Origin of the sequence: uncultured Aquincola sp. (assembly GCF_964001545.1) — a bacterium.
GTDB lineage: Bacteria > Pseudomonadota > Gammaproteobacteria > Burkholderiales > Burkholderiaceae_C > Aquincola.
On record NZ_CAXFDV010000388.1, the window covers coordinates 1 to 4,827 of the forward strand.

Annotated in this window: 4 protein-coding genes; all 4 read right to left on the reverse strand. The window is 69.0% G+C overall.

The annotated features are described in order from the left end of the window. The coding region (locus ABNT58_RS13430; protein WP_348753976.1) for an NAD(P)H-quinone oxidoreductase at positions 1 to 713 on the reverse strand (713 nt) is incomplete at its 3' end. Between the two features lie 51 nt (positions 714 to 764). Next, positions 765 to 3,077, reverse strand: coding sequence for a polyribonucleotide nucleotidyltransferase (gene pnp / locus ABNT58_RS13435; protein WP_348753977.1), 2,313 nt, complete (start codon positions 3,075 to 3,077; stop codon positions 765 to 767). 207 nt (positions 3,078 to 3,284) lie between these two features. After that, positions 3,285 to 3,554 (reverse strand): 30S ribosomal protein S15, encoded by a 270-nt coding sequence (gene rpsO / locus ABNT58_RS13440; RefSeq protein ID WP_250194485.1) that lies wholly within the window; start codon positions 3,552 to 3,554, stop codon positions 3,285 to 3,287. 129 nt (positions 3,555 to 3,683) lie between these two features. Further along, positions 3,684 to 4,820: a pyridoxal phosphate-dependent aminotransferase gene (locus ABNT58_RS13445; protein WP_348753978.1), complete on the reverse strand. Its 1,137-nt coding sequence runs from the start codon at positions 4,818 to 4,820 to the stop codon at positions 3,684 to 3,686. Positions 4,821 to 4,827: the final 7 nt, after the last annotated feature.

The following is a 4,827-nucleotide window of genomic DNA, read 5'->3' on the forward strand; positions in this document are numbered from 1 at the left end:
GCCAGGCGGCCGTCGGTGGCCAGGCACTCGATCTCGCGGCCGATGTAGTCGCCGGCCACCATGTCGAGCACCACGTCCGCGCCCTTGCCGCCGGTGATGCGCTGCACCTCGGCCGCGAAGTCCTGCGTGCGGTAGTTGATGCCATGGTCAGCGCCCAGCTTCACGCAGGCCGCCACCTTGTCGTCGCTGCCGGCGGTGACGATCACCGTGGCACCGATGGCCTTGGCCAGCATGATGGCCGTGGTGCCGATGCCGCTGGAGCCGCCCTGCACCAGCAGCGTCTCGCCGGCCTTCAGCCTGGCGATGTGGAAGACGTTCTGCCACACGGTGAAGAAGGTCTCGGGCAGCGCCGCGGCCTCGACGTCGGACAGGCCCGCCGGGATGGGCAGGCACTGGCCGGCCGGGGCCACGCACAGCTCGGCATAACCGCCACCGGCCACCAGCGCGCACACGCGGTCGCCGATCTTCAGGCCGGCAGCGGCCAGATCGGCCTCGCTGCCGCCCTGCACCACGCCCGCCACTTCCAGCCCGGGCAGGTCGGAAGCACCGGGGGGCGGCGGATAGGCGCCCTTGCGCTGCAGCACGTCGGGCCGATTGATGCCGGAGGCCTTGACGGCGATCAGCAGTTCACCGGCCGCCGGCACCGGATCGGGCCGCTGCACGAGGCGAAGGACTTCCGGGCCGCCAGGCGCCGCGATCTCGATTGCGTTCATCGATTGCTCCACGCCAGGCCGCAGCGGCCAAGGCCGCCGCGGCGATGCCGCTTACTCGGGTTGCGAAGGCTTGTCGAAGCCGCCGTTGTACGGGGCGGCCTGCGGCGCGTCAGCAGCCGGCGCGGCCTGCGGGGCGTCGTCGCGCTGCTCACGCGGCTCACGCTCGCGGCGCGGCGGACGATCGCCACGGTCGCGGCGTTCGCCACGATCACCGCGGTCGCTGCGGTCGCCGTATTCACGACGCGGACGCTCTTCCTCGACGTAGCCTTCCGGCTTGTCCAGCAGCGCCTTCAGCGACAGCTTGATGCGGCCCTTCTCGTCGGTCTCCAGCACCTTGACCTTGACGATCTGGCCTTCGGTCAGGAAGTCGGTGACCTTCTCGACGCGCTGGTGCGCGATCTGGCTGATGTGCAGCAGGCCGTCCTTGCCGGGCAGGATGTTGATCAGGGCGCCGAAGTCCAGGATCTTGGTGACCGGGCCTTCGTAGACCTTGCCGATCTCGGCTTCGGCGGTGATTTCCTCGATGCGCTTCTTGGCGTATTCGGCCTTGTCGGCGTCGGCCGAGGCGATGGTGATCGTGCCGTCTTCGCCGATGTCGATCGTGGTGCCGGTTTCTTCGGTCAGCGCACGGATGGTGGCGCCGCCCTTGCCGATCACGTCACGGATCTTCTCGGGGTTGATCTTCATCGTGTACAGGCGCGGCGCGAACTGGCTGACCTCGGTCTTGGCCTCGCCCACGGCACCTTGCATCACGCCCAGGATGTGCAGGCGGGCTTCCTTGGCCTGCGCCAGCGCCACCTGCATGATTTCCTTGGTGATGCCCTGGATCTTGATGTCCATCTGCAGCGCGGTGATGCCCGCGGTGGTGCCGGCCACCTTGAAGTCCATGTCGCCCAGGTGGTCCTCATCGCCCAGGATGTCGGTCAGCACCGCGAAGCGGTTGCCTTCCTTGATCAGGCCCATCGCGATGCCGGCCACGTGCGCCTTCAGGGGCACGCCGGCGTCCAGCAGGCTGAGCGCGCCGCCGCACACCGAGGCCATCGACGACGAACCGTTGGACTCGGTGATCTCGCTGACCACGCGGATGGCGTAGGGGAACTCTTCCTTGGTCGGCAGCACCGCCACCAGGGCGCGCTTGGCCAGACGGCCGTGGCCGATTTCGCGGCGCTTCGGGCTGCCCACGCGACCGGTTTCGCCGGTGGCGAACGGAGGCATGTTGTAGTGCAGCATGAAGCGGTCTTCGAACTCGCCCGACAGCGCGTCGATGCGCTGCGCGTCGCGGTCAGTGCCCAGCGTGGCCACGACCAGCGCCTGCGTTTCACCACGGGTGAACAGGGCCGAGCCGTGCGTGCGCGGCAGCACGCCGGTGCGGATCTCGATCGGGCGCACGGTGCGGGTGTCGCGGCCATCGATGCGCGGCTCGCCGGCCAGGATCTGGCCGCGGACGATGCGTGCTTCGATGTCGAACAGCAGGCCTTCGACCTTGATCGGGTCGAAGTCGGCGCCTTCGGCCTTGAGCGCGCTCACCACGTTGGCGTAGGCGTCGCGGGTGGCCTGGGTGCGGGCCTGCTTGCTGCGGATCTGGTAGGCCTCGCGCAGCGGACCTTCGGCCAGGCCGGTGACCTTGGCGATGAAGCCGTCGTCCTTGGCGGGGGCCTGCCACTGCCACTCGGGCTTGCCGGCGTCACGCACCAGCTCGTTGATGGCCTGGATGGCGATGCTGCCTTGCTCGTGGCCGAAGACCACGGCGCCCAGCATCACTTCTTCCGACAGCTGCTGCGCTTCGGATTCCACCATCAGCACCGCGGCCTGCGTGCCGGCCACCACCAGGTCCATCTGGCTGTTGGCCAGCTGGCTCTTGCTGGGGTTGAGCACGTACTCGCCGTTGATGTAGCCCACGCGGGCGGCGCCGATCGGGCCGTTGAACGGGATGCCGCTGACCGACAGCGCAGCGCTGGTGCCGATCATGGCGGGGATGTCGGCCGCCACTTCAGGGTTGAGCGACAGCACATGGATGACCACCTGCACCTCGTTCATGAACCCTTCCGGGAACAGCGGGCGGATGGGGCGGTCGATCAGGCGGCTGGTCAGGGTTTCCAGCTCGCTGGGGCGGCCTTCACGCTTGAAGAAGCTGCCTGGGATCTTGCCGGCGGCGTAGGTCTTCTCGATGTAGTCGACGGTCAGCGGGAAGAAGTCCTGGCCGGGCTTGGCGTCCTTCTTGGCCACGACGGTGGCCAGGATCACGGTGCCTTCCACGTCCACGACCACGGCGCCGCTGGACTGGCGGGCAATCTCGCCCGTCTCCATCGTGACGCTGTGCTGGCCCCACTGGAAGGTCTTGGTGACTTTGTTGAAAAGGCTCATGTTGTTCTCCGGTTGTCAGGCGCCTTTGGGGGCGGCGCTCATGGCCCGGGGCGGATTCATCGCGCTAGGCGCAATGCCATTCCATCGAGGCGGCCGGGGCGGCGGGCCCCGATGGAATGACACAGCAGCGCCGTGGACGAACCAGCTCCAAAATGCAAAGAGCCTGTGCTGGAGGTTCCAGACAGGCTCTCGGCATGCATACGGTGCTTACTTGCGCAGGCCCAGCTTCTGGATCAGCGCGGTGTAACGGTCGGCGTCGCGGTCCTTCAGGTAGGCCAGCAGGCGCTTGCGCTGGTTGACCATCTTCAGCAGGCCGCGGCGGCCGTGGTGGTCCTTGGCGTGCAGCTTGAAGTGGGGGGTCAGCTCGTTGATGCGGCTGGTCAGCAGGGCCACTTGCACTTCGGGGGAGCCGGTGTCGGCCGCGCCGCGCGCATGCGCCTGGATGATGTCAGCCTTCTTGATGTCGGCGGTTGCCATGGTGAGTTCCTCGGTGTCGAGACGCCATGCGCACACCTTGCGGCAGGACGGTCTCGGGTTCAACTTGCGGTCACGGGTGAAACCGACCCATGCCGTGCGATGCCCCCGGCAAGGCCAGGGAACCGGCGATTATACGCCAAGCGCGGCGGCCAGCCGCTGCAGCCCCACCGTCAGCCGCGCAGGGTCGCGCGAGGCGAAGCACCAGCGCAGCCAGCCCTCGCCTTCGTCGCCGAAGGCAGCGCCCGGCGCCAGGCCCAGTCCGTGCTCGCTCACCAGGCGCTTGGCCAGCGCCAGCGAATCAGGCTCGCCCTCCACCCGGAAAAAGCCGTAGAGGCCGCCCAGCGGCGTGGCCACCTGCACCCGCGGCAGGGCCGCCAGGCCGGGCAGCAGCGTGTCGCGGCAGGTCTTGAAGCGGGCCACCAGCTCTGGCACGAAGCTGTCGGCCATGGCCAGCGCCGCCTGGCCGCCGCGCTGCACGAACACCGGCGCGCAGGAGCTGTTGAACTCGATCAGCTTGCCCACGGCATCGAGGCAGCCTTCGGGCAGCACCAGCCAGCCCAGGCGCCAGCCGGTCATCAGAAAGCTCTTGGAAAAGCTGTGCACCACCACCACGCGGTCCTGCGGCTCGGTGATGTCGAGGAAGCTGGGCGCGGCCGGGCCTTCGCCGAACCACACGCGCTCGTACACCTCGTCGGCCACGATCCAGGTGCCGGTGCGGCGGCAGTGGTCCAGCAGCGCCTGCTGCTCGGCGCGGGTCAGGGTCCAGCCGGTGGGGTTGTTGGGCGCATTGACCAGCAGCACGCGGGTCCTGGGCGTCACCGCGGCCATCAGCTCGTCCAGGTCCAGGCCCCAGGCGCCCTGCTGCGTCCGCAGCGGCACGCGGGTGACGGTGGCGCCCAGGATGGCAGGCTGGGCGGTGAGGTTGGGCCACACCGGCACCACCGCCACCACCTCGTCGCCGGGGCCCAGCAGCATCTGCATGGCCACCATCAGCGCGGTGACGCCCGACGACGTGACCGCGATGCGGTCCAGCCCCACCGGCCGGTGCAGGCCGCTGACATAGCCGGCCAGCGACTCGCGCAGCTCGGGCAGGCCCAGGTTGTGTGAATAGAAGGTTTCGCCCCGCGCCAGCGCCTGGGCGGCGGCGTCGCGCACCGGCTCGGGCGTGACCTCGTCGCTTTCGCCGAACCAGAAGGGCAGCACGTCGCTGCGGCCGAGGCCGGCGTTGGCCACCTCGCGGATCTTGGAGGCGGGCAGGTCGGCGATCGCGGAA